This window comes from Pseudoalteromonas tunicata (assembly GCF_002310815.1).
GTDB classification, from domain to species: Bacteria; Pseudomonadota; Gammaproteobacteria; order Enterobacterales; family Alteromonadaceae; genus Pseudoalteromonas; species Pseudoalteromonas tunicata.
The window spans coordinates 2,681,157-2,705,916 of record NZ_CP011032.1 but is presented as its reverse complement, the minus strand read 5'-3'; the positions used below and the strand labels follow the sequence as shown (position 1 = coordinate 2,705,916).

Below are 24,760 nucleotides of genomic sequence, written 5' to 3'. Positions count from 1 at the left end.
CACAAACTCACAAATATTGTTCACTCTCGGTGTAGCGCAGCGTCTTTGAGTAATTGACGCGTTTATTCGCCTTCTATGGATACAGTTTGTTATGGGTCGGTTGCAGACTGAGATTTAATTCTTGGATGTTGTAACGCGGGGTTTTATTTAGCTTGAAGTTGCAAACGGGCTAACTGCATAAAAGCCCGTCGATTAATATATTCCCTTACGACATGCCCCACACTAGTTGCTGCACTTGGCCATCTTTTTTGTAGTCAATTACTGCAGAGCAGGTCAGTGTACCGGCAAGTTCTTCGAACTCATTGGCGCAGGATAATAAAAAATTACCAAAAATCCGGGTATAGAGCTCACTTTTACCCATGTCATCAAATAGATAAAATGCATCATCAAGTACTTCATGACTTAAGCCTGTTGTGTAGGCTTGTTTAAGCATTTTCATGCCACTACAGAGGTTTTTCAGCTCTTTTCTAATATCACCATGATATTTAGCTAATCCACCCAAGTGGAATTGCATGCTACCGCCCGCTGAGCGCCAATCTCTTTCTTTTCTCGCAAGTTTACCCATACCCTCTTTTTTAAGATATTGGTAAGCGTAAGCAGCAAGGTCATCTGGTCGTGAGAAATCACCGTTAAGATATGACGCGAGTATTGGTTGATAGTATTTAACTTTTAACGATGGTGTCGCGCGGCCGACTTGCAGTCGCATTGCAGTGGGCAGAGCTGCGGCAAAACTGGTTGACAACCGATGAATATCAAATTCGCTTAATAGGGGCAGTAATTGGATAAAGGCTTGATGATCGACCGTGATGGTTCTGGCAATTTTGATATCTGTTGCACCATCAAGCGTGGTTAGGAGTTTTTCAGTTGCATCCTCTAACTCACCCGCAGGAGCAAGCTGCCAAACCGCAAATTCATCAGCAAGTTTTTGCACTTCCCTTGGGTTAATATCAATCCCTTCTTTTTGGTGGACCAGAGTTAAACCAAGTTTAAACTCATTGATGCTCGGTACTCTCGATAGGGAATAATCAGGCATTTGAGCCTCAAAGGAGATATAAAAATCTCGTTTTTCACCAAAGTAGTTGTCTTTATACCCACGCATTGCGATAGTTGCGAGTTTTACTTCCCCTGATGCATTTTGATTTTCAACATATTTTATTGATGAATTATTGCGGCTCATGGCCTGCCATTTACCAAAGCCTAAATTAAAACCATAGGATTTTTCGATTTTGGTCGTTTTTTGATAGAAGAAGCGCTCAAGTTTGACTGAATCATTATTAACCATTGCAGTCATATCTAAAATTCGACCTGCGAGTGCATGTCCATGAACGTGTTCCAGTGCGGCATTACTGACAATAAGTTCCGCTAAGGACTGAGTTTCAGTGAGGCGATTGTACTCATAGGCAAAACTCAACTCCGCTTTGGCTTTGGCAGCCTGGATGATACCGTCAGTGATTTTCTTTTGCAGTTGTTCAATGTTTTCTTTAATGTCTTCTATTGTATCAATGCCATCTTGTAAACCGATTCGATCAGAGATTTTGTTGATGTAAAACTTCAATTCGTCAGGTATATCGTCTGTATTAACCAATGCAAGAATTTGATTTATTTTATTTAGTGGTGCTTCAAAAAATCCTTCAACAATTGCTGTGTAGACGGTCTTAAAGTTTTGAGGATCAATTAATTGAGCTTTAATACCTGCATTAATAGTCCCATCAAACTCATACAAACTTGATTTCTTAACACCAATTCGAACAACATTGTTATCGCCTTGTTGTCGATAAAATACCACTTTAAAGCCGCCTTCAATCGATACATTTAATTGAGCTGATAAAGAGGCATCTAGTTTGATATCTAAGATCTCTCCTTGATCAAGTAACTTGCTAAATGTTGAGAGACTAGAAGCCAAAATTTCACCCCAGGCAAACTCAGCATTGGCAACGAGCTTTCCACTCGTTTCCATCTCTAATGCTTCTTCGGGTTGTATCGATTTTACGTCTTCGACTGAAAAGATAAGAGGGAAAGTTCGTACGTCTGATATAACAGCGTTTCCCAATGTTTCTGTCGGTGCATGGCGACGATAAGATGAGATAAGTAGTCCCTCATTAGCATCTATGCCTATACCTAGTTCACTTAATGAATAGTGACCATCACCTTTAATATTGGCTTCTAATGAATACTTTAACCAACAGCTATCACCGTGATAGGCAATAGCGGGGCTTAGTTCATGCTCTTGTGTGTTTGTTGCAATGCTAAACAAAATACGGCTGTCGTCTTTGTCATCTTTTGAGTTAAAAAGCTCTACATCAATTTCACCATCTAAAGCGCCTTTTGCCCCAAGAAAATTAAAGGAGACTGGCTCATTGAGGGAGTCCGTATAGACTAGTTGTTCACCTGAATGTTTGCCAAGTGGCGTGGTGATAGGTTCGAGCAGTTCTTGGATGGATTCAATATTTAGTTCGGTAGTCATAACGCGAGTCCTTTTGTTAGTACTGGATATAGCTAACTAACAATGGCCACATCCAAGTGATTAAGGTCAGTTTCTCCTAACAAATCACCCTTTGATGACCTGACTTCCTTTAGGAAAGTGTTGACTATAGCGTAAAAAATCCATCCTACTTATTAAAAATTTATGAATGAATACGGGCTAAACAAGCTCAATACTTAGCTACTTTTATATTGAATTTATTAAAACCTGAATCATCAATAATTTACAGTTCCCATTAAGGAACAAATCATCTCGATAGTGGATAAATCTTTTTTAGTCTTTTTTACATTCTTTTAATAATTTTTCGCCATTATTTTATTAATACTTATGCTGGTGGCACGTCATTTTGGCTCACAATCAGGGTCAACACTTGGTGTTCATGTAGTTCAAATATGCCGTCAAAACAGGTGCCTACAGGTAGTGTAGGACCGAGAGCTTGTACTAACTGAAGGCTGAATTTTCCTGTTTGGTAATCGATAGTTTTTATTTGCGCGACGTCAAAATCAAAATAATGACCGACCTCTGGATATAGCGCTTTAAAAAGACTTTCTTTGGCTGAAAAGATAAGTGTAAACACCTGAGGATTGGGGTTGTTTTTAGTACCCACCCATGGGTATTCAGATTCGATGAGCACAGTTGGAAGAATATCCTTGGCGACTTTTGCTTCAAGATAGTTTTCAACATCGAGCCCAATTCTTTTGATATCACTTGTATTTGCGACAGCACATATCGCAAAACCCTGCGAATGACTGATTGAACCGATAAAAGAATTTGGCCACACAGGGGCTCGATTTTCTCCTATTGCAACTTGTGTAGTGTTTGCACCTAAATCTATTAATGCCTTTTTAGCTAAATAGCGACCGGCAACAAACTCTGATTTTCGTTTAATTACTGCTCGAGTCAGTGAAGCATGAAGATTTTCTCCAAGCAGATATTTAACGTTTGAGTCTAAATAGCCTTCAGGGTCAAAGTTACAGTGATAACAAGCACCATGAAATCCGACAAGATATTTTTTAGTTAGATCTGTAATAAAAGGGCTAATTGCGCAGCTTAATACCGTCATTTTGTTTCTCAATCGCTCACGTTTAATTTTTCTATTTCGTAAATTTGCAATTATACAGTTTGAACTTACAATGTTACATAAAAAGGTACAAACTTTACATTAATATGACGTTGTCAAAGCTAAAACGGTGACGTTAGGCAATTGATAGGGCATCAGAGAATCGGTAAAAATTTAGGTAATTTGAATATTGGATAAGAGATGTTACCAACATACGGAATTAAAAATAACTATCCAAGTTATTCATTTTTAGTCAGATATTTTAAAGGGCAATAAGGTCGATTGATACGTCAATAGTGGATCTATTGCATGTTAATCGAGCGCAGTTAACCTTAAAAATAACGGTTCGAGATAGATTTATTACCATCACTTAGGTTGGGGATTATTCGGGCGATAGCGATGACAGTTTGCAGCTAATAATGGTGTAAAAAGATCAATGTCATTTTGTTATTTGGCATCATAACTGATTGTTTCGAAAGTTAAAATAATCGTTTTGTTTAGCTTAAATCTGTCTAGTCTCAAACTTTTTTGCTGGCACTCTATTAAATAGAGTTTTTACTTTAACTAGATAAATTATAGGCTTGAAATTTTTAATTAAGTCATAAAAGATTCATTTTTAATCCTTATTTCATTTCTATAATAGGTACGTCTAGAGCAGCCTGTTGCCATAGAAACCCTTTAAAAGTTTCATTTTGAATATGTGTAAGTTCAAATGTGTCAAATTTGTTAATTTTGTTAAATGTATTGACATGTGTACCTCAAAATGAAACATTTATGACCTAGGATAATTGGCTGTACTACTTAATTCGGCAACGGACTTGTGGCGGTTTTGCATTTTCGGTTTTTGTCGCGGCCAAAAATAGGAAAACAATAAAGGAGAAGTTTCATGGGATCTACCGTTCCTCATTTTCCAAAAAGAGACTTAATGCAATGTGAAGCAAGTAGTTTGATTGACTTACTTGCTTTTGATGCTCGAAACAAGCCGAGCCAAGAAGTATTTAGATTTGTTAGTGATAATGGTGAGTCAGAGGCTTCGTATGATTATCAAACTCTTAGCCAAGAAATAAGCCGAATTGCGATTGGGCTACAAGCATTAATCAAGACAAGTCATAATCAAGATCAGGCGTTGATTGTGCTCCCGCAAGGGGTGCAATTTGTGACCGCTTTTTATGGCTGTATGGCAGCGAATGTGATTGCTGTGCCATCTTTCCCCCCCAAAAGTCAGTTACAAATTGAACGCTTACAGTTTGCCATTACTGATTTAGGTAACCCAATAGTTATCACCAATCGCGATATTTTACCCAAATTACAAGAACATATTGCACTTGACTCGGTACGCTGGTTATTAATTGAAGACTTAGCAAGTGTCATTGCACAACCGCTTAGTGATTTTAGAACCCATGAACACTCAATTGCATTGCTGCAATATAGCTCTGGTACTACAGGTAAGCCTAAAGGGGTCATTATCACCAACCAAAACATTATGGAAAACTCGGAGCTGATCCGACAAAGTTTTGGCCATAAAGAAGACCATACCAGAATGATGCTGTGGTTGCCTCCGCATCATGATATGGGGTTAGTGGGCGGGGTTATGCAAGGTGTTTATACTGGTTATCCGACATTATTAATGCCGACCGATTTGTTCTTGCGTAGTCAATATCGCTGGTTAAAAGCGGTCAGTGATTATCGTGCAACAACGACAGGTGCGCCTAACTTCGCTTATGAATTAGCAGTTAAGAATATCCGAGAATCGCGCCTAGCGGAATTAGACTTGTCCTCGTTAGAAAATCTGTTTTGTGGTGCAGAGCCCATTAATTCGCATTCTATTAATCAATTTCTTGATAAGTTTGCGCCATGTGGACTGAAGCCTGAAGCATTTTTACCTTGTTATGGTATGGCAGAGGCCACGTTAATGGTTAGTGGTAAGCCTCATGGGCAACAGTACAAGCAATTATGTATCGATGAGCCGTTACTTAAACATGGCATGGTCAAGCCGTTAAATACTCCAAACGCCCACAGCCTTTGGTTAGTCAGTAGTGGAGTGGTGCATAGCTCGTTACAAGCACGTATCGTCAATCCAGAAACAGGTACTGAAGTTGCGCAAGGTCAAGTTGGTGAAATATGGTTGCAAGGCAGTAGTATTAGCCCTGGCTATTGGCAAGATGCAGAACGTACCGCAATCAATTTTGGTTTACCGCTCGCTGGATACGAAGAGACTTTCCACCGCACTGGCGACCTTGGTTTTTATCATCAAGATGAACTTTTTATTACTGGCCGCTTAAAAGAAGTCGTGATCATTCGTGGGGCGAATTTCTATCCGCAAGATCTTGAATACGAAACAACGCTGGCTTTTCCTGAATTAAATAATTGCCGCAGTGCTGCGTTTTCTGTGCCTAAAGAGGGCAAAGAACAATTGATTATGGCGATTGAAGTGCCGCGCAATGTGACTGAATTTAATCAGTACGCCAAAATTTTAAATGGTCGGTTAGTAGAGCGCTTTGGTATCCGTGCCGACATTATTCTGTTTTTACCTCGTAAAACGATAAAAATTACCTCTTCTGGCAAGTTGCAGCGTGTTGCAATTAAAAAAGCCTATGAAGAACAACAACTGCCGGTGTATTTCCAATATCAACTGCAAGGCGAGCAAATTGCGCCACGTGAAGTGTCGCTTGATATCAGCAATCAAGACAGTGTTGCTAAGTGGTTAGTTGCCCGAGTAAGTGAATTAACAGGGGTGGCAATCGCTCAAATTTCTGAGCATGAGCCATTAACCAATGTTGGTTTGGATTCAGTATTAGCGATGGAAATTCTGTTTCGGCTTGAGCAGCAAACAGGAGTTTATTTAGCGCCTGATGTGCTTTACAGCTGCAATACGCCGAGCTTATTGGCAGAGCAAATCATCAAAGTCGCAGGAAATGTAGCAGAAAAGGAGCTGAATTTATCATGTTAGATTCTACGTTTGAGAACGTTTCAACCAAATTGTGCCAGTTTATCGCACAGAGTTATTTGGATGATGAGGAACAAATTTTACCCAATACTCCAATCATCAAACTGAACATTCTTGATTCAGCATCCATTTTTGATGTGGTTGAGTTTATTCATCGCGAATTTTCAGTGCGCCTTCCGGTGCTTGAAATTCACCCAGATAATTTTAATTCAGTCCAAGTACTGAGTGAGCTGGTTTACCGTCAATTTAGCAAGGAGGTGGAACAATGATCCCTAATCAATGGTATGCGATTTTACGCACCCAAGACGTTAAGAAAAAACCTGTAGGTATTAAACGATTAGAAAAGCTGTTGGTACTTTATCGTGATACAGCGGGTGAATTAGTTTGTCTTGATGATCGTTGCCCTCACAAAGGCGTTAAATTAAGTTTGGGTCAACAACATGGTGATCTGATTGCCTGTCCTTATCATGGTTTTCAATACGATCAGCAAGGTGATTGTGTTCATATGCCAGTGCTAGGTCAAAAAGGTAATGTGCCAAAAGGCATGTGCGTTAAAAGCTACAAGGTTAAAGAAGAGTTAGGCCTGATTTGGTTTTGGTTTGGAGACGTGCGTCAAGAGCATGAATATCCAGATATCCCAATGTTTAAACAACTTAAGGAATATAAAGGCCACTATTCCTATTATGGCTGGGATGCTCCAATCAATTACACCCGCTATGTGGAAAGTGTGTGTGAGATTTATCATATTCCATTTGTCCATAAAGGTTCAGCCATCAATATTTGGGATCCAAAAGGAGGTCGAGTTGATAATTTCGAGTGTAAGGTCGAAGACACGCTGATCACCAGTGACTTTATTTTACGTCCAGATGATGACCGCACCGCTGAGGAAACCTTAGTTGCTCGTAAACCTTGGACTCGCGGCTGGCGTTTTGGCATTGACGTGCAAATGCCGAATTTAATCCTTATTCGCAGTGATGTGTTTGATGTGATTTTTATCCCTACACCTATCGATGAAAATACCTGCTGGGTATGCGTTTGTTATCAAGAGCCTAAACGTGACTTGCTTTTACCACTCATTAAACCGTTGCCAATTCCATTTTGGGGGCCTGTGCGACCTTGGTATATGTGCCGAATTGAGCGTTTTGTGCAGCAAGCAAAAGATATGGCAGTCATTGCCCATCAAGAGCCTAAAGTGTCTCATCCAAAAGCAAACCGTTTAATCCCACTTGATAAAGTTAATGCTCATTATATTCGCTTTCGTGAAAAGCTAATTCGTGAAGCAAAAGAGCAACAACAAGTGAAAGAGCTTGCCAAGTCTAATCCAGAATTTGCAGCGCCGACACTTGAACAGATTATCGGCATTGAAGAAGTACATTAAAGCAAACGGAATTTGATATGACAGACAATAAAAACACCGCTATTGAGCAAATACACGCCCTAGTTATCGACGTAGTAACAGAGCAAACGTGTTATGCCGAGTCGGATTTAATTTTAGATGCGCCGATGGAAGAAGGCTTGGGGATAGACTCCATTATCCTTGCTTCTATCGTCAGTGAAATTCAAAAATTGTTTATGTTTGAGACCCGTCTCAATACTGGCAGTTTTAATACCATTCAAGCATTACTCGACATTTGTCACAATGCGATGCTATCAGACGCAGGAGTGCAAAAACTGGCACAATTAGGACTTGCAGCAGCACCACAAGCTGTTTGTGTAAGTTCGCAGCCAGAGCCTGAACAGCGTTCAACTCAGGCACAAACAATGCGAGATTTTGTCGCAGATGGTAGCCCTGACTTATTTAGTAAAGTGCGTAAGTTTGACCAGTTTTATAAAAATCAGGCTGAGCAAGGTAACTTTTGGTACGGCATGCCACTTAGCTCCAGATGTGAAAATCGAGCGACTATTTATGATGGCTATCAGAAAAAAGAACGTGAATTCTTAATGTTTGCCTCGAATAATTATTTGGGGTTAGCTAACGACCCGCGGGTCATCAAAGCAATCTGTGATGCTACGCAAAAATACGGTGCAACAAATACAGGTTGTCGTCTGATTGGTGGCACTAATCATTTGCACCTTGAACTGGAAGCACGTTTGGCAGCGTTTAAAGGTCGCGAAGCCTGTATTGTTTTCCCCTCTGGTTATTCGGCTAACCTTGGTACGATTTCTGCGTTAACTGGTCCAAAAGACACTGTGATTTCAGATGTTTATAATCACATGAGTATTCAAGATGGTTGTAAGTTATCAGGTGCAAAACGCCGTATTTACAAACATAACGATATGGATTCGTTAGAAGAAGTACTAAAGGGTTGCAGTGAGTCCGAAGGTGGTAAGCTAATTGTTGCTGATGGTGTGTTCAGCATGCACGGTAACATTGTAAAACTGCCAGAAATGGTGCGTCTGGCCCGTAAATATCAAGCACGTATTTTGATTGATGATGCCCATTCTACTGGGGTGTTAGGGGCAATGGGGTCAGGTACTGCTGAGCATTTCAACCTCAAACATGAAGTCGATCTTGAATTAGGCACCATGAGTAAAACGCTGGCTGGTATGGGGGGATTTGTCTGTGGTGACAAAGAAGTAATTGAGTATTTACGTTTTTACGCAAATTCTTATGTGTTTGCTGCAACTATTCCTGCAAATATCGCGGCGGGTTTAATTCAATGTATTGATATTATTGAAAAAGAGCCAGAGAGAATTAGTCGTTTACGCCAAAATGCAGATTACCTGCGCAGTGCATTACAAGAATGCGGTTTTAATACCGGTGACAGTGAAAGTGCCGTCATTCCTGTGGTTATTGGCGATGAAGCTGTAGCAATGGCAATGGGCCATCAAGTTCGTCAGCAAGGCATGTTCTGTCAAACGGTAGTATTTCCGGGTGTTGCAGTTGGTGATGCACGTTTACGGATCAGCGTTCTGGCTCAGCATACAAAAGAAGACCTCGATAGTGCCATTGAGATTTTAGTGAACTCAGCTAAAACAGTGAAATTACCCGGTTTTGTGGCATAGGGAGTTGCTATGGATAAGCTGACGTCAAAAACATTGCATCGGGCGCTGTTTTATTGGGCGCAGTTGCAACCGCAACAGCCATTTTTATTGGCTGAGCCGGCGCTGAACTACGGTCAAACGGTAAATTACGTCTGTAACTTGGCCCAAACATTAGGGCAGGTTGAACGGGTCGCTATCTGGATGGATAAAAGCAATCATTTTGCGGTGGCGATTTTAGCGTGTTTAACGGCTGGGGCAAGCTATGTCCCAATTGACAGCAAACAACCCCTCACTCGTTTAAAACTGATTGTTGATGATGCTAACGTTGACACCATTATTGTTGATGATGCTCATTATCAGATGTTACTACCTTTGCTCAGTCATTTGCCTGAGTTAAAGGTGGTAGTGATTACAGATACTGCTGCACAACTCGGTTTTGACTGGTGCTCTGCTATCAACACTGAGCTCAATTATGAGCACAAAGATAGACAGAACAATGAGTTGGCGGCCATTTTGTTTACTTCAGGTTCAACGGGTAAACCAAAAGGGGTGCAATTAACGGTTGATAATTTGCAGCATTTTGTTAATTGGAGCGCGAAAAATTTAGCGCTTAGCTCGCAAGACCGATTTTTGAACCTTGCTAGTTTTAACTTTGACCTCAGTACCTTTGATTTATTTGTCTCATTAGCGGTGGGGGCGAGCTTATACGTAGCTTCTGATGATGCGGCTAAACAACCGCTACAATTAGTTTCTGTACTCAATGGCCAACAGATCACCGTGATGTACACCGTACCTTCACTGCTTAATTTGATGAATCGGATTGGTCTTTGGCAACAAGCCGAACCAGTCAAGTTACGTCATGTAATTTTTGCCGGTGAAGCGATGCCAAAACCTTGTTTACAAGCTTTAGCTAAGGTTTTACCAAATACGGATCTTCATAATTTTTATGGGCCAACTGAGACTAATGTCTGTTTGGCTTATCAGGTTACATCATCTGATTTGATTACTGACCAGCCGGTGCCCATTGGTTTACCAATAGGTGATACCGTCGCTTGGTTGATTGATGAAGATGGGATGTTGATTGAGAGTAATGAAGGCGCCATTGGAGAGCTGATTATTCAAGGTCGGTGTGTGACACCTGGATATTGTGACCAAGCTCAAGTTAAACCAAGTCACGCGCAGCACATTCATGCAACAGGTGATATCGCTCGGTTTTCAGCTGGCCAATATTATTATCATGGACGCCGTGATCGGATGGTAAAAATTGCTGGTTTTCGAGTTGAACTTGGTGAAATTGAAGCGTGTTTGCAGCGCCATCCTGCAATTGCTGAAGTGGCCGTCAATTATTGTGTGCAAACAGCCCGGCTGATTGCCACTTATGTGACCCAAGAGGCAAGAGCAAAGTTAGGCGCGATTGAATTGAAATCGTATTGTAGTGATTTTCTACCTGTGTACATGATCCCGAATAAATTTAACTCGGTCAGTGAGTTACCAAAAAATGCCAATGGTAAAGTAGATTACCCAACCTTAGCTAAAGTGAATGATTAATGAGCAAGCAGAAGTATGTGATATCGCTGCTTGATGCAGCGATACAACGAGGCGACGCCGAGACAGGAATGCTCGCGGTGCTCACAGATTTAAAACAATATGCCAAATATGGCATCCCCCCTATTTACCGTAATGCAATAAATCGCATGCAATTGCCATTACTTGAGTTGGCAAGCGAGCTAGTAACGCGAAATAAAGAGCAGCTTACGGGTCGCACCGATGTGATTTTATGTGCTCATCCGGGCACCGAGCAGCAACTGCAAAATCACTACCGTGTTACCACTAATGCAATGATCCGCGAGATTATGGCTGTTACATCGCCGAGTACGCAGGCGCAGTTAGCTGCATTTTTGCCAGCACACAGTGGCAGTAGTCACGATAAAGTAGGTGAAATGGCAACTACTATGGCTACTCGTATTGCACAGAGCTGCCAATTACAGGGGCGTGCTTTTGCGATAAACAGTGGTGATAACAGTTTTGCTCAAGCTATTTCTATTGCCAATGATGGTTTGAAAAGCGGCAAAAGTGATGCTGTGTTGGTGCTTATTGCCAATGAAGTGTTAACCGTTAGCAAAGACACTCCCTTGGCTGTGGGAGCTGTATTATTGCAACGAAGTGACGAAAATCATCACCAAGATAAAAAAGCTTATTTGCATGCTACGCAAACTGTTTCACAACAAGGATGGCCAGCGTCTGTCGATTTAGCTGCGCAGTGGTATATGACCTCACCCGTTAATACTTCGCAATGTGAGCCCATTGCCAGTAGCGGGCTAATTGCTCAGCCTGTCGCTGAAGATGAACAGGTTTTAGGCTGTGTTGCACCACTTGCAGTATTGCTAAAGTGGTTAGACTCCGACTTGTCGTCGCCAACCATGGTCTTGTCACCTGGACAGCCAAATGAAGCGGATATTGCTTTGGTCTTTGGTCGTGAGCCATTGGTTTTCAGTCAAGCCGTTGCACCTAAAGTGGTTATCAATGCACAGCAAGTATGGTTTGCAGGCTGCCAAGGTGTTGAAGCTTATTGGCAAGGCTTAAATGATGATCAAGGCGGTATGGTGAATATTGTTCATGAGGCATTAGCAAGTAGCCAAGTCCATGTTGCACAAGGGGCGACTTTTGACAGTTATTACAGCAACAAGGCTGCACTGCTTCAACCCGCCAGTCGCGATAAAATGGGCCATGTTGCTGTTGCGAGTGTCATGCAAACTGTGCTTGAAAGCTTTCCTACCGTTGTTTTACCCACGAATGCAAAAGGGATGGTGATCACCGCCGGAAATTTGGCTCCTTATGCGCAGCGACGAGTAGCACTCTTGCCGATGTTTACTACATTAACGCTGCAGATAGAGGAAGTATTACAAGCTAATCAAGAAGTGTCGGCGCAGCAGCTGCTACAACAGTGGTTGCAGCAATTTGCTGGCGATGCTCATACCAAAGAGCAGCCGACTTGGATGTTAAGTAAACAAATTGCTAACTTTTTCTCAAAGCCTGATTGGCAGCAATTGGCACTCGAAGCGGCATGTGCAGGCTCAATCGCGGCGATTGATTGTGCGGTGAATGCCATCACTAGCGGCAGGGTCGATTTTGCCTTTGTTGCAGCAGCTGAAATGCCCGTTAATTTACACGACTTATGCCTGTGTTCTAGCCAACAAATGTTATCTCATAGTGTGATTGCTACTTTCACCGAGCAGGCCGATGGCTTTACGCCAGGTGAAGGATGCGCCTTGATTTTACTCAGCCGCGTTGATGCGACAGTGCATTTGCCAAAATTGGCAGTGATAGAGGCGATTGGTTCAAGCACCTACAGTAAATCTATGATAGCGCCAAACAGTGATGGTCAAGTAAACGCTATGCGCCATGCCTTTACACAAACATCTTTGTTACCAAGCGATATTGAGTTTGTGGAGACTCATGGTACAGGTACGCCTATTGGTGACCTTGTGGAGACGCAAGCGCTTAGCACTGTGTATCAAGCAAGCAATGAACGGCCACTAAATCTTGGAGCCCTCAAAACCCAATTTGGCCACACTTTTGCCGCAGCAGGTTTGGCAAGTGTGTGTAAAGTTGCGCTCTGTTTTGAGCATCAATGGCAACCGCACAATTTGATCCGTGGCGTATTACGTGACCAATTGCAGTTGCCCGAACTTAATTTTAACCCTTTATGCCAAGGCAAACCCTTTTTATCGCCTCGCGGACAACGTCATGCGGCGGTCAATGGCTTTGGAACCGGTGGCGTTAACTATCACTTGATCATCAGTGACTATTGCGGATCACAAGTCTAAAAGGATTTAATATGAATTTTGAATTTACTATAAAACAACAACACGTTGCTGAGCAGGCACAAGCAATAGCGAGAGATCTTGACCTGAGTGATATCGGCGCGCGTGACTATGCAGGACAATTTTCTAAAGCATTATTTAAACAAGTGATAAACGCAGGTGTGGGTTTATGGTTGTTACCAAAATCAATGCAAGGAGATGACCTCAATGCAAGCGAACTATGTGCTGGTATTGAATCTTTGGCGGAACATTGTGAAGATAGCGGATTAATTTTTGCGTTATCGGCGCATTTATGTGCCTGTATTCATCCCATCCGTGCTTTTGGCAGTATCGAACAAAAACATCAGTGGTTACCTAAACTGTCCAGCGAAGCTTGGCTTGGTGCGCATGCTATTACAGAACAACAAGCAGGTTCTGACATTTATGGTATGACTACACGTGCAGACAAATACGACCATGGTTTTATCCTCACGGGCAATAAACACTACATTACTAACGCGCCTTTTTGCGATTTTATTGTTGTACATGTGCGTACCGCTGATGCCGGGAACTACTTTGATTTTTCGACCTTTATTTTAGATAGGCAAACCCCATGTGTCAGTGTCACGCAAACGCCACATTCTAAATCGGGTCTGCGTACCACGGCGATGGGCGATATTACGTTTAGTACCTGTCAGTTATCAGATGATGCTCTGATTGGCAGATTAGGTGCAGGAGCGCCGATATTCCAAGTTTCGATGGAATGGGAAAGAGTGTGCTTGTTTGCACTTTATCTTGGGCAAATGAAGCGCCAGCTCAAAAAAACAGTCCAATTCTTATCACAACGCCAGCAATTTGGTAGCAAGTTAGCCGAGTTCCAAGCTGTGCAGCACCAGGTGAGTGACATGTACAGCAATTACGAAAGCGCTAGATTGTTACTGTACAAAGCCGCATGGGGATTAGACCGAGGTGATACCTCAGGTGTCAGCAGTGCTTTGGCCAAATTAGCAGTTTCACAAGCGGCAATCAGCAATGCGCAAATGGCGGTGCAATTACATGGTGCACAAGGCGTTTTGAGCGGTGATATTGAACGCATGCTGCGTGATGCGATGCCAAGCGCCATTTTTTCTGGCACTACGAATGTGTTGAAGAATAATCTCAGCACCAGTCTTTTTAAACGTTTGCAAGCTGATTGGCTATAAGGATCATTGTCATGCAAATTCGTGTTGGACAAGAAGTTTTAAGCCGAGAATCACTGTTAGAAAGTGCAGGTTTATTGGCTCAATATATCCGTGCGCAAGGCGATATGTTGACTTGGCAAAAAGAGGATGAGCGCATTGAAGTACTGGACATGGTCGGTGGCTTTGGCAGTACCTTATTGGGTCATAATCATCCAGAATTGCTTGCAACTATGCAGCAAAGCCTCAGTAGTTTAAGGCCAATGTGGGTGCAAGGTGCTGAGCGACCTGTAGCAAAACAATTACGCAATGCACTTGCGCAAAAGTTGCTACGAGAAACAGGCAAAAAATACAGTATTGTTTTACTCAATACTGGCACTGAGGCAGTAGAAGCTGGATTAAAGCATGCGCAATATGAGTTTTTTCAGCGTTTGCAGCACATTCAACAACACTGTGATACCAACTGGCGAGAATTTAAATTGCGTCTCGCACGTAATGAAATCCAGCTCACTTCAGAGTTTTATCTTGAGTGTGAGCGGTTATTACAGCAAGAGCCTATTGAAAGTCTTGAAGAGTTGCAGCGTGCAGTGCAAATGCGTAATCAAGCCGTGTTTAATTCATCGGGTAAAATAGCCGCATTTAAAGGCGATTTTCATGGTAAAACCCGAGGCAGCCTTGCAACGACTTATAATCGCGATGCACGTCTGCCATTTATTGCCAATAATCCTGATGCAATATTTATTGATGATGAAGCGCAGTTTAAGGCGACCTTAGCAAGTTGGCAAAAAGCCTATTTTACCATTGAGTTTGCGCCATTACGTTTGCAGAAAAAGCCTGTAAATTTGTTAACTGCGCTAATTTATGAACCCATTCAGGGTGAAGGCGGTGTGCGCCCACTTAATGCGCGTTACTGTGCTTTATTAAACGAGCTTAAACTCAGTCATCCTGATGTCGCGATTATCGCAGATGAAATTCAATGTGGTTTAGGTCGTACTGGGCAATTTTTAGAAAGCCAAGCGATAAATACACCCAATGATTATATTACGTTGGCAAAATCACTGGGTGGTGGACTGTGTAAAATCTCCGCTCTCGCTGTGGAGCAAACTCGTTACCACGAAGAATTTAGCATGCTCCATAGCACCACTTTTGCTGATGATGATCTCAGCAGTGCGGTCGCGCTAAAAACACTGGCAATTTTAGAACGTGATGAGTTGACCTTAAAAGCCGCACATTTAGGCGAGCAATTTACGACAGCACTCAATGCGTTAGCACTTGAATATCCCGATATGATAGCGGATATACGAGGTAAAGGCTGTATGCTTGGCATCGAGCTTGCTGCCCAAGAGAATCATCCAAGCGCCACAATAGCAGGCTTGGATGAGCAAAATATGCTGGCAATGGCGATTGCTGGACATTTGTTACATCGTCATCATATTCGTGTATTGCCTTCATTGGGGAAACGTCGAGTATTGCGTTTGCAACCTTCAGCTTATTTGGATGCCGCAAATATTGCGTTGGTCGTTGACGCACTAAAAGAGACCTTTGAGCTTATTCGTCATCATCATGTTGCAACTTTGCTTGCGCATCTTATTCATACCGATAAACCACACAGCGCATTTGCAACGGCTTATCAACATCCAATTCGTGAAGAGGCAATTCCTGCTGGTGTCGAAAAAGTAGGTTTTATCAGTCACTTAATTGATGAAGAAAGCTTAAATGAAATAGACCCTAGTTGGCGTTTGTTTGAGGGCTATGAGCAAGAAGAGCTTAATCAACATATTTTACCTATTACCGTCCCGGGTGTTTTGGCGCGCAGGTTAGTCACCTCTGCTACCGGTCGTAAAATTGAGCTCGTTTTGTATGGTATTCAAATGGATGCTGAGAGCATTGAGGCCGACCGTCGCTTTAATCAAGCTAAAATTGTGCGAGCTCAAGTCAACGAAGCGTATCGCTTAGCCCGTGAAGAAGGCTGCCGTTTAGTTGGATTTGGCGGTTATACCTCAATCGTCACTAATAACTGCTGCGACTATTATTACAACGAGCCTGCTACAACGTCAGGTAATGCGCTGACAGTTGCGGCCAGTATTAATACTATTTTAAACAGTGCGCAAGATCATGGTATCAACCTCGCAAAAGCAACGGTCGCTATTTGTGGCGCCGCTGGCAATATCGGCCAAGTACACAGCGCGATATTAGCAAAACATTGCCATAAGCTGCTGTTAATTACTCGTAATGTCAGCGCGAATAATATGGCAATGACCTTAAATATGATTTGTGAGCAGTTATATCAAGCAGTGAGCCAAGATCAACAAGGGGGAATTTTAGTCTCTATCTGTCGAGATATGCTTGCTTCACGCATTGGTCATGAGGCACCAAAGGTCTTAATCGACGAGCTCAAGGAGGCGTTATTAGCCAGACAATTGGTACGTATTAGCGAACATTTTAACGATTGCCAGCAGGCTGACATCATTGTCAGTAATACCAGTAGTCCAACAACGGTTATTGATGCGCAACATGTTAATGCGCATAAACCGGTACTGATCAGTGATGTTGCCGTGCCCCGTGATGTGCCAGTAGATATCGTAAACGCACGTCCGAATATTAAACTTATTCGTGGCGGAGTGGTAAATCTTCCTATTAATCCGAGCTTTACTCTACCTGGAATGTTATTACCAACAGGTCAGGTTTACGCCTGTTGTGGCGAGACTATGTTACTGGGTTTAGCGGGGGCGTTTAGTCATTTTAGTATGGGCGCGTTAACCTGTGAGCAGGTTGAGCAGGTGCAAGCCTTAGCTGCAATTCATGGATTTGAATTGAATCAGGAGAAGCCGCAATATGACGCCTTGCAAGCCGCTAGCTGAGTTACTGGCAGAATGTGTGGAGCTGGCTAAGTTAGCGCCTTCTTCACACAACTGCCAACCGTGGCGTGTTCATTTTCGAGCGGAAGTCTTACCATTTGATGGGGCTATCGAGATTGAAATTGCACCTGAGCTGACAATTAACGCAGTACCTGCTTTGCAAAATGAGATGTGGATTAGTATTGCAGGGTTTACTGCCGCGTTATTAAACCTGCTATGCGCAGCAGGAGTGCAATGTCAGATTGAACCCGATGATTCACATACTAAACATCCCAGTGAATTTATACTGTGCGTGAAATTAACATATCAACCAGAACAAGCTAACGCGAGGCAGTTTTCTCGGCTTAAACGTTTGCTTGGTGAGCGTTATACCCACCGTGGTCCATTACTGTCGACATCACCATTAACCCTACATAATCCCGTTTTAACCATGAGAGTTTGGCCGACGGTTGCACTTGAATGGCACCCTTTGGCTGGAAGCAAGCAGCAACACTTGTCTCAGTTAGTCGCACGGTTTGCCGGGCTTGATTTTAGTCATAACAAGGTTTGGCAAGAAACGTATCAATTTATTGATTTTTCTAAGCATAAATCAGTTAAGAAAGAGCGTGGTTTTAATATTCAGCAATTGATGGGACCGCTTGGTTTTGTCAAGCGAAGAGCGTATCAATGGCTTTTGAGTCCACACATGATGCGGATTTTATGTCGGTTTGGAATGGCAGATAAAATGGCCTCCGAGCTTGCTGGTCTGACCTTGCGTAGTGGTCAGATAATATGCTTGTCTCTAAAAGACGTACAAAGTAAGATGGCATTGCTCAGTGCAGGAGAATTGATATTGGACACTTGGTTACAAGCAACAGAGCAAGGATTAGCAATGCACCCGTTAAGCGTTTTGCTTCAGCATTCTGATGCTAAAACGGCTCTGAGTCAGTTGCTAGGAGCGCAAAACTATCCATTGTTCATTGCACGTGTCGGGAAAAGCACGCTCGCCCCTGAGTTTTTAGCGCAATTTCGCTATCGCACTCATTTATCTCGGATTTTAACCGAATAGTAAAAGGAACATTATGAAAAAGCTCTTCTTCATTATTTTTATTTTCTTTAGTTACCACGCGTTTGCGAAATCAACCGAACCACTTGGTCAATGGATTGATAGTGCAGAGCGGATCCTGCGTGCTAAGACCTCAGCTTCTGTACTGACAATGGATATTAACAAAGCTGATTTTCAGCGTGATTTTGTCTTGCAAGTTCTGACAGATGACCGAAACGACGCACAAAAAGTGATGGTCAAAATGCTTGGCCCTGCACTTTGGCGCGGTAATGTAACTCTTAAAGTGGATGATCGAATTTCGTTTTTTGAACCGCGAAATAAGCGTACCACAGTGATGAGCAGCTCGATGCTGGCATCAAGCTGGATGGGCAGCCATTTTAGCAATGATGACTTAATGCGCGAAACAGATTTGGCGGTGCACTACAGCTATGAGTTAGAAAAATCTTGGCAATCTGAGGGCCGCGAGCATCACCTTATTGCGTTGTCACCTTTGCCATCAGCACCCGTGGTGTGGGGCAAAGTGCAGTATCAGTTGTATTTAGAAGATGGACGGGTGTTTCCAGAAAAGGTGACTTATTTCCGCCGTGCTGAAGATACTGAGTCTGAACGTACGTTATCGTATAGCGATGTGCAGCAAATGGATGGGTTTAAAGTCCCGACTTTATTAGAAATGCGAATTTCAGATAAGCCAGATGAATACACTCGCATGCAGTACAAAAAAATTAAATTTAATACAGATTTGGCCGCCAGTAAGTTCACCGAACAAGCGTTTCAATAGAGGGCACTATGGGATTATTTATACGGTTAGCGTGGCGAAACCTGATCCGTAATCGCAAGCGAAGTGCGGTAACTGCGCTTGGGATCACATTAGGTATAGGTTTTTGTATCACGACACTTGCCATTATGGACGGTCTGAGCAATGACCTGATCACTGGCACAACTCAAGGTCAAGTTGGGCATGTTCAAGTCCACCAAAAAGAGTATTTAGCTAAGCGGCAAGTACAGCAAACGATTGCTAATAACGAAGACATACTTGAACAGTTAAGGGCAATAGGCGGTGTTAAAGGTGCGGCGGCTCGATTATATAGTTTTGGCTATTTAACACGAGGCAATAAGTCGATTGGTGTAAGTTTGGCTGGTATTGAGCCGACCGAAGAAGTGAACGTGACCTCAATTGCAGAACAAATCATCGAAGGGGAGTTCTTGTCAGCTCCAACACCTTGGCCACAAGGGCAAGCACTGACTTCAGAACAGGAGTTACTTGATAAGCAGTTGACTGATCAAGCGATAGCGGATGCATTTGCTGAGCTTGAAGGCGATATGTCAACGGCCAGTGTAACGTTGCAAGAACAAACCGATCAACTGATAGATATTCTTGCACCGTTACCTGAAGTTGCCCCAAAAGTGATTTTAGGGGTCAAACTTGCAAAAAACCTCCAAGCTCAAATTGGCGACAAAGTAGTATTGCTTTATGAAACCTCGCTTGGGGCGCAGCATTCTCTAGAGCTGCAAGTCGCAGGGATTAGCAGACAAGGTACAGACCTGATTGATAGAACTCGAATTGTATTTCATTTCAATGATTTGCAGAAACTTTTGCAACTGCCAAATCAAAGCCACGAAATTGCATTAAGTAGTGATTCATTACAAAAAGTTGATGCCTTACAGCAGCAAGTTCAAACCGTTTTGAGCTCACATACAGATCTCACTGTGCAATCTTGGTCTCAGTTACGTCCAGATATTTTGGCCTTAATTAAATCTAACCAAGCGTTAATGGGGACTTTGGTATTTATCATTTTCCTTATTGCTGGGGTTGGTGTGATGAATGCCATGTTAGTCAGCGTGATGGAACGCCGTAAAGAATTGAGTTTATTAAAAGCCTTGGGTTTAAAAGGTGGCAATGTTGTTTGGCTCGTGACAGTGGAAACGTTATTACTGACTTTTGTTGCGTCTTTGGCTGGCATCGCGATGGGACTTATTTTGGGCAGCTATTTGCAGCAAAATGGTTGGGACATCAGTCAGTTTGGTGAATTTAGCCTGGCAGGTGTTGGGATGACCAGTGCCCTAAAAGCAAAACTAACCGTTGAGAATGTGATCACCCCAGTTGTGGTGATGTTTATTATTGCCATACTTGCTGCGCTTTATCCGGCCTTCTCTGCAGCACGTTTGGTGCCAGCACAAGGAATGAGAGCCACATGATACATAAGTTAGCTTTACGCAATTTATTGCGCAATAAACGCCGTTCAATACTGACCTCTGTGATTATTATTTTTGCCTTTAGCATGATGATCTTGTTTATGGGGTTGTCTGATGGAGGCCATAAAGCCATGGTCGACATAGGTGTAAAAATGGGGCTTGGCCATGTTGTGGTGCAGCACCCACAATATCGGGATGATCCTGCGTTAGCGCATTTGATTCGAACACCAGAAGAAGTTAAGCAAACCATTTTGAGCCAGCAGCCACAACTGCAAGTTGTTGCACGCTTGCGGGCTGATGCGTTAATTCAAGCGGGTCGACATGGTATTGCGCTGAGTATTTCAGGGGTTGAGCCTGAGCTTGAGCGTCAGGTATCAGCAATTGCCGATGACAAGGCTATTGAGCAAGGGGAAACCTTAGCTGCATTTACTCAGTCACATCCCCATGGCAATTTGGCTGGCATCGTACTGGGTGCAACCCTTGCCACCAATCTTGAAGTGCGAATTGGAGACACGGTTACGCTTACGGTAAAACCTGCCAGTGGGGGCGATTTAGCTCGCTCCGCATTTCAAGTTGCTGGGATATTTAAAACCGGATTACATGAACTTGATACCTTCTGGGCTGAAGTGCCGATTACTGCGCTGCAAAGGCTACTTGAAGTCGACGGTCAAGTCAGTGAATTGGCATTATATTCGCCAAGTGGCAGTGATGGTGTGGGCCTGTTGACAGCATCTATTCGTGCACAGTTGCCAGAGTATGGCGTACAACCTTGGCAAACGGCTGCCCCTGAGCTGTATTCGGCAGTGACCTTGGATGCTGCGGGCATGTACTTATTGATGCTGATTGTCTATGTCGTGGTCGCAGTTGGGATCTTAAATACGGTATTGATGTCGACTTTTCGCCGCCAAAAAGAATTTTCGATGATGATAGCCGTTGGTGCAAGGGCAAGTACGGTGACTAAAGTGGTGCTTTTAGAAGCGGTTTACCTCAGTGCTTTTTCACTCTTACTTGGCCTCGGATTTGGGCTGTGGGGGCATTACTATTTTGCCACCGAAGGACTGAACTTTAAGGAAGTGTTTGGCACCGCAATGGAAGCCGGTGGCGTGCTCCTTCCTGAGAAATTTTATTCTACGTTGTACACCGATAAATTACTGCTCAGTGTGCTGTTTATTTTTGTTATCACTATCGTCGTTACGTTGGTTCCAGCTATTCGCGCTGGTCACCGCTCACCAGTAGCAGCAAGTCACGAATCGTAAAGGAATGACCATGATTTCACTCACCAAAATCAATAAAATATTTTCTGACAAACATCAATCATTTCATTGTTTGAAAGACATAGATCTCACCATAGATAAGGGCGAGTTTACTGTGATTGCCGGACCTTCAGGCTCTGGTAAATCAACGTTGTTAAACATTATAGGCTTATTAGATAAAGCGACCTCAGGAACTTATTTATTTGATGATCTGGATGTATCAACCATGACAAATAATGCGCTGGCAGATATTCGTCGAGAAAAAATAGGCTTTGTATTTCAAGCATATAATTTAATGCCGGTGTTAACCGCATTAGAAAATACTGAAATGATAATGGAGTTTTGTGGTTTGGATAAAAAGCTGCGTCGCCAACGCGCGATGGAGACGTTGACATCGGTTGGACTTGCGGATTTAAAAGACCGTTTTCCAGCTCAATTGAGTGGTGGGCAACAGCAGCGAGTCGCAGTTGCTCGTGCGATAGCGGCGCAACCTTTGTTAGTTGTTGCTGATGAACCGACCGCAAACTTGGATTCTCACTCTGCGGAAAATTTGCTTAATTTGATGGTAAAACTCAATCACGATTTAGGCATTACTTTCTTGTTTAGTTCGCACGATCAGCGCGTTATTCAACGAGCGCAGCGAGTACTGCAATTACAAGATGGCCAGATAGTGAGCGATGAACGTAAAGATCAGCAACCAAAGCTGGTGGCTCTGTGAATCTGAAGTTTAGCATGCTGTTACTGGCGGGGGCTTTGCACCATGCCAGTAGTTTTGCTCAAGAGGATGATTGGTCTGCGTTATTAGATGATGCTACAGCTCCGGTGTCAAAATGGTCTGGTGTGGTTGAAGGTAATGCCACCGCGATTGATGCTGCTAGCGACAACAGCCTTGGCAGTAATTGGTTTGCTCGATTGGAATATAAATACACTCAACACGCTTCGCAATGGGTGATACATGCACAGCTTGATTATGACTATCTTGATCAAGCATGGGCACTTCCTTTGTTTGCTAATCGTGATGTTACCGATCGGCTGGTCGATTTAGAAAAGGACAGTGATAGCTCAAAGCAGTTATGGTACGGACAGATTGACTGGGCTTATTGGCAACATGATTGGCAACAAGGCCGTTTAACGTTAGGTCGTCAACCAGTTACAGTCGGATTAGGGCGGATTTTTTCACCTGTCGATCCATTGGGGGCATTTAGTGTTTTTGACTTAGACCGTTTATATAAACGTGGGGTTGATGCAATTCGTTATGACTACTTTGCGAGCAATGATTTACTGACCCAAACCGTGGTAACAGGTAACCAAAATGATAAGCTAAATCTGTTACAGGTGGTTAAAGGCACTTTGGAGCAAGGTGTGTGGCTGTTAACCGCAGCAATTCGTGAAGAGCAGCGTTACCTTTCGGCCAGTTTACAGCAGTATGTCAGCTGGCTTGATGCCGATGTATATGGTGAGGTGCTCAGTGCTCAGTTACGGGGTACTGAGCGTCTGTTAGCCCATCAAAATAAGCAGCAAAGATACCTCGTGGGGCTCAGCACTAAAGTTGGCAAAAATGGCACTTTCACTTTGGAGTGGCAACAACAATCTTTAGCTGCAAGCACTACCTCAGACTACGATTTTTGGCAGCAGCAACAAGCCCGCAGCCAAATCATGCCAATGGGAGTGGCAAAGCGCTATCTCGCTGTGTCATACAGTGATGAATGGCGTGATCTAACCCGCTACGAAATCTTGGCAATGCAAAACTTAATCGACAATCATCCCACGTTGTCATTGGCTGTAACTCATTCTGCTAGTGACAACTTGCAGTTAAGGTTGGCCTTGGCGTGGACACCAGAACAAGGAGCGCGTGATAGCGAATTTGAGCAATTTGCCAACGTTCTGCAGCTCGGTTTTCGCTATTACTTCTAGGTAGAATCATGCAACTGACTACATTAAAAAAACTCATCTTCGACAAAAATATTTTCGCTTTTTTGAAGCTTGGCAAACATGTGGATACCATGTATCGCACTAGTTTTGTGACCGCCGCAAACTCCAGTGGAGTATTAGATTTTTTAAATCAAGGTGGCAAAACCTTAGAGCAATTACAACAATTACTGACCGTAGACGAAAGCAAAAAAGGGGCGCTCAGCGCGTGGCTAAATTGCGGTGTAACCCTAAAAGAGTTGAGTTTGCGTGATGGTAAGTACCAATTAAAAGGCAAACTTAGCAAGCACTTAGCTAAAGATGACAATCAAATTGCCGCCGCTCTTTTTGAAGAAGCAATCCGTTACCACTATGACGCCTTACTGAGTGCACCTCAGCGTTTTTGTGGCGGGCAAGCTTATCAGCTAGCAGATCAAGATGGTCAAGTGATTGCAAAATCGTCTCGGATCCTCGAACCCTTTGTGGAAGAGGCCATTGATTGGGCACTTAAAACGAAACCAACGCCACAATCAATTTTAGAAGTTGGCTGTGGCGCAGGTCAGTACTTGGTTTATCTTCGTCAACGATTACCTGACAGTGACATTTTGGCAATTGATTATCAGCAAGATGTGGCTGAGCAAGCACGACAACGCCTCAAAGCTGCCAATATCTTGGATATTGCCGTTGAGCATCGCTCTTTTTTTGACCTCCAGGGCGAAGCGCAATTTGACCTCATCACACTGCATAACAACATTTACTACTTTAACGAAGCTGAACGCGAGCAAGTATGTGCTTTGGCGTTGCAATTACTTAAACCTGGCGGAAAGTTACTGTTAACTACGAGCTGTCAGGGTGGAACGAGTGCCATCAGCGCGCTCAATTTATGGTTTAGCTTAAGTGAAGTGGGCGGGGCACTGCCTGATGCACAGCAATTTCAGCAAATGCTGACAAAGGCTGGTTTTTCGGATGTAGCAATAAAACGATTGTTACCAGGAGAAAGTTACTTCGCGTTTTGTGCTGTGAAATGACAATAATTCAGAAGAGAAAG

The 24,760-nt window shown here is 43.0% G+C and carries 17 protein-coding genes; 15 read left to right on the top strand and 2 right to left on the bottom strand.

What is annotated here, in order from left to right; all coding sequences use genetic code 11:
• Window positions 1-205: 205 nt before the first annotated feature.
• On the bottom strand, window positions 206-2,464 hold the full coding sequence (locus PTUN_RS12325; RefSeq protein WP_009837245.1) for a hypothetical protein: 2,259 nt from the start codon (window positions 2,462-2,464) through the stop codon (window positions 206-208).
• 343 nt (window positions 2,465-2,807) lie between these two features.
• A complete protein-coding gene (locus PTUN_RS12320; protein WP_009837244.1) occupies window positions 2,808-3,545 on the bottom strand; it encodes a 4'-phosphopantetheinyl transferase family protein in 738 nt (245 codons plus the stop codon).
• An 883-nt stretch (window positions 3,546-4,428) separates the two neighbouring features.
• On the opposite strand from PTUN_RS12320, the gene PTUN_RS12315 reads away from it, so the two are divergent.
• The 15 genes from PTUN_RS12315 to PTUN_RS12245 are packed head-to-tail and all read left to right on the top strand — an operon-like array spanning window position 4,429 to window position 24,740.
• Window positions 4,429-6,492, top strand: a complete 2,064-nt coding sequence (locus PTUN_RS12315) for an AMP-binding protein (protein WP_119081495.1) — start codon at window positions 4,429-4,431, stop codon at window positions 6,490-6,492.
• Window positions 6,486-6,758, top strand: a complete 273-nt coding sequence (locus tag PTUN_RS12310; protein ID WP_009837242.1) for a hypothetical protein — start codon at window positions 6,486-6,488, stop codon at window positions 6,756-6,758. The genes PTUN_RS12315 and PTUN_RS12310 overlap by 7 nt, the downstream gene beginning before the upstream one ends.
• Complete coding sequence (locus tag PTUN_RS12305; protein WP_009837241.1) at window positions 6,755-7,867, top strand: Rieske 2Fe-2S domain-containing protein; 1,113 nt, start codon at window positions 6,755-6,757, stop codon at window positions 7,865-7,867. Before PTUN_RS12310 ends, PTUN_RS12305 begins: the two co-directional genes overlap by 4 nt.
• Before the next feature lie 17 nt (window positions 7,868-7,884).
• The gene (locus PTUN_RS12300; RefSeq protein WP_009837240.1) at window positions 7,885-9,495 is read left to right on the top strand and encodes an aminotransferase class I/II-fold pyridoxal phosphate-dependent enzyme; all 1,611 of its coding nucleotides are present in this window, start codon (window positions 7,885-7,887) and stop codon (window positions 9,493-9,495) included.
• A gap of 9 nt (window positions 9,496-9,504) precedes the next feature.
• Window positions 9,505-11,022 (top strand): AMP-binding protein, encoded by a 1,518-nt coding sequence (locus tag PTUN_RS12295; RefSeq protein WP_009837239.1) that lies wholly within the window; start codon window positions 9,505-9,507, stop codon window positions 11,020-11,022.
• On the top strand, window positions 11,022-13,301 hold the full coding sequence (locus PTUN_RS12290) for a polyketide synthase (RefSeq protein WP_009837238.1): 2,280 nt from the start codon (window positions 11,022-11,024) through the stop codon (window positions 13,299-13,301). Before PTUN_RS12295 ends, PTUN_RS12290 begins: the two co-directional genes overlap by 1 nt.
• An 11-nt stretch (window positions 13,302-13,312) precedes the next feature.
• Window positions 13,313-14,479 carry an acyl-CoA dehydrogenase family protein gene (locus PTUN_RS12285; protein WP_009837237.1) on the top strand — a complete coding sequence of 389 codons (1,167 nt, stop codon included), beginning with the start codon at window positions 13,313-13,315 and terminating at the stop codon, window positions 14,477-14,479.
• An 11-nt stretch (window positions 14,480-14,490) separates the two neighbouring features.
• Window positions 14,491-17,316 (top strand): aminotransferase class III-fold pyridoxal phosphate-dependent enzyme, encoded by a 2,826-nt coding sequence (locus tag PTUN_RS12280; RefSeq protein WP_009837236.1) that lies wholly within the window; start codon window positions 14,491-14,493, stop codon window positions 17,314-17,316.
• A complete protein-coding gene (locus PTUN_RS12275; protein WP_009837235.1) occupies window positions 17,291-18,361 on the top strand; it encodes a nitroreductase in 1,071 nt (356 codons plus the stop codon). Before PTUN_RS12280 ends, PTUN_RS12275 begins: the two co-directional genes overlap by 26 nt.
• A gap of 13 nt (window positions 18,362-18,374) precedes the next feature.
• On the top strand, window positions 18,375-19,136 hold the full coding sequence (locus PTUN_RS12270; RefSeq protein WP_009837234.1) for an outer membrane lipoprotein-sorting protein: 762 nt from the start codon (window positions 18,375-18,377) through the stop codon (window positions 19,134-19,136).
• Window positions 19,137-19,144: 8 nt separating this feature from the next.
• On the top strand, window positions 19,145-20,554 hold the full coding sequence (locus PTUN_RS12265) for an ABC transporter permease (RefSeq protein WP_009837233.1): 1,410 nt from the start codon (window positions 19,145-19,147) through the stop codon (window positions 20,552-20,554).
• On the top strand, window positions 20,551-21,807 hold the full coding sequence (locus PTUN_RS12260; RefSeq protein WP_009837232.1) for an ABC transporter permease: 1,257 nt from the start codon (window positions 20,551-20,553) through the stop codon (window positions 21,805-21,807). The genes PTUN_RS12265 and PTUN_RS12260 overlap by 4 nt, the downstream gene beginning before the upstream one ends.
• Window positions 21,808-21,817: 10 nt before the next feature.
• Complete coding sequence (locus PTUN_RS12255; RefSeq protein ID WP_119081492.1) at window positions 21,818-22,522, top strand: ABC transporter ATP-binding protein; 705 nt, start codon at window positions 21,818-21,820, stop codon at window positions 22,520-22,522.
• Window positions 22,519-23,718, top strand: a complete 1,200-nt coding sequence (locus PTUN_RS12250) for a hypothetical protein (RefSeq protein ID WP_232284980.1) — start codon at window positions 22,519-22,521, stop codon at window positions 23,716-23,718. The genes PTUN_RS12255 and PTUN_RS12250 overlap by 4 nt, the downstream gene beginning before the upstream one ends.
• Before the next feature lie 8 nt (window positions 23,719-23,726).
• A complete protein-coding gene (locus tag PTUN_RS12245) occupies window positions 23,727-24,740 on the top strand; it encodes a class I SAM-dependent methyltransferase (RefSeq protein ID WP_009837229.1) in 1,014 nt (337 codons plus the stop codon).
• Window positions 24,741-24,760: the final 20 nt, after the last annotated feature.

Bases quoted from the DNA above. Each gene is read 5' to 3' on its own strand.
- PTUN_RS12325 (WP_009837245.1), bottom strand. From the start codon at position 2,464: ATGACTACCGAACTAAATATTGAATCCATCCAAGAACTGCTCGAACCT.
- PTUN_RS12320 (WP_009837244.1), bottom strand. From the start codon at position 3,545: ATGACGGTATTAAGCTGCGCAATTAGCCCTTTTATTACAGATCTAACT.
- PTUN_RS12315 (WP_119081495.1), top strand. From the start codon at position 4,429: ATGGGATCTACCGTTCCTCATTTTCCAAAAAGAGACTTAATGCAATGT.
- PTUN_RS12310 (WP_009837242.1), top strand. From the start codon at position 6,486: ATGTTAGATTCTACGTTTGAGAACGTTTCAACCAAATTGTGCCAGTTT.
- PTUN_RS12305 (WP_009837241.1), top strand. From the start codon at position 6,755: ATGATCCCTAATCAATGGTATGCGATTTTACGCACCCAAGACGTTAAG.
- PTUN_RS12300 (WP_009837240.1), top strand. From the start codon at position 7,885: ATGACAGACAATAAAAACACCGCTATTGAGCAAATACACGCCCTAGTT.
- PTUN_RS12295 (WP_009837239.1), top strand. From the start codon at position 9,505: ATGGATAAGCTGACGTCAAAAACATTGCATCGGGCGCTGTTTTATTGG.
- PTUN_RS12290 (WP_009837238.1), top strand. From the start codon at position 11,022: ATGAGCAAGCAGAAGTATGTGATATCGCTGCTTGATGCAGCGATACAA.
- PTUN_RS12285 (WP_009837237.1), top strand. From the start codon at position 13,313: ATGAATTTTGAATTTACTATAAAACAACAACACGTTGCTGAGCAGGCA.
- PTUN_RS12280 (WP_009837236.1), top strand. From the start codon at position 14,491: ATGCAAATTCGTGTTGGACAAGAAGTTTTAAGCCGAGAATCACTGTTA.
- PTUN_RS12275 (WP_009837235.1), top strand. From the start codon at position 17,291: ATGACGCCTTGCAAGCCGCTAGCTGAGTTACTGGCAGAATGTGTGGAG.
- PTUN_RS12270 (WP_009837234.1), top strand. From the start codon at position 18,375: ATGAAAAAGCTCTTCTTCATTATTTTTATTTTCTTTAGTTACCACGCG.
- PTUN_RS12265 (WP_009837233.1), top strand. From the start codon at position 19,145: ATGGGATTATTTATACGGTTAGCGTGGCGAAACCTGATCCGTAATCGC.
- PTUN_RS12260 (WP_009837232.1), top strand. From the start codon at position 20,551: ATGATACATAAGTTAGCTTTACGCAATTTATTGCGCAATAAACGCCGT.
- PTUN_RS12255 (WP_119081492.1), top strand. From the start codon at position 21,818: ATGATTTCACTCACCAAAATCAATAAAATATTTTCTGACAAACATCAA.
- PTUN_RS12245 (WP_009837229.1), top strand. From the start codon at position 23,727: ATGCAACTGACTACATTAAAAAAACTCATCTTCGACAAAAATATTTTC.